Source organism: Azospirillum formosense (assembly GCF_013340925.1).
GTDB classification, from domain to species: domain Bacteria; phylum Pseudomonadota; class Alphaproteobacteria; order Azospirillales; family Azospirillaceae; genus Azospirillum; species Azospirillum formosense.
In genome coordinates this window covers 1-1,030 of sequence record NZ_WHOR01000513.1, presented here as the reverse complement: position 1 = coordinate 1,030, position 1,030 = coordinate 1, and the positions used below count along the sequence as shown (strand labels likewise).

1 protein-coding gene is annotated in these 1,030 nt (G+C 69.4%); it reads right to left on the bottom strand.

Annotation, left to right across the window (positions count from 1 at the left end):
- Positions 1–48: 48 nt before the first annotated feature.
- Positions 49–1,030 (bottom strand): ABC transporter ATP-binding protein (locus tag GBZ26_RS29495; RefSeq protein ID WP_425599377.1); only part of this gene is annotated, 982 nt, incomplete at its 5' end.

Sequence of the window (1,030 nt, the reverse complement as noted above, 5' to 3'; positions counted from 1 at the left end):
CGTGAGCACTCTGTTTTTTATTTGCGCCTCCTACCCCCTGAGTCTCCCTCAGTTTGGTCTGTGTGCGGCTTTTTTTTTGTATGATACACCGCCCCCGTCTCTTGGCGCCGCGTCCCTCGTCGGCCGCGTCGGCTGTCTATTACCGCCCGGCCCGTCCTGCTGCTCGGCCTGGCCGTTGCCCGACACGCCGGCGATGCCGACGATCTCCCCGGCGCGCACGGTCAGCCCGACACCCTTCACCCGCTCTACCCCGGCGCCATCGCGCACGCGCAGGCCGGAGACCTCCAGCACCGCCGGGCCGGGACGGGCGGGAGCCTTCTCCACCCGCAGCAGCACCTTGCGCCCGACCATCAGCTCGGCCAGCGCCTCGCGGCTGGTGTCGGCGGTGGCGACGTTCGCCACCACCTGCCCGCGGCGCATGACCGTCACGTTGTCGGTCAGCTCCATGATCTCGCGCAGCTTGTGGGTGATGATGACGACCGTCTTCCCCTGCCCGCGCAGCGCGCGAAGAATGCGGAAGAGGTGATCGGTCTCCTGCGGGGTCAGGACGCCCGTGGGTTCGTCGAGGATCAGGATGTCGGCGCCGCGGTAGAGCGCCTTGAGGATTTCCACCCGCTGCTGCGCCCCCACCGGCAGCTCGCCGACCGGACGGTCGAGGTCCACCTCCAGCCCGTAGTCGCGGGCGAGCCGGGTCAGCTCCGCCCGTGCCCGCGCCATGCCGGCGGCCAGGGTGACTCCGCCCTCCGCCCCCAGCAGCACGTTCTCCAGCACCGTAAAGGGATCGACGAGCATGAAATGCTGATGGACCATGCCGATCCCGGCGGCCAGGGCGTCGCGCGGGCTGCGCACCGCCACCGGGCGGCCGTCCACCAGGATTGTGCCGCCGTCGGCGGGCAGATAGCCGTAGACGATGCTCATGATCGTCGACTTGCCGGCGCCGTTCTCGCCGATCACGCCGTGGATGGTGCCCTTCGGCACGGCCAGCGACACGTCGCGGTTGGCGTGGTTGGCGCCGAACCACTTGTTGACG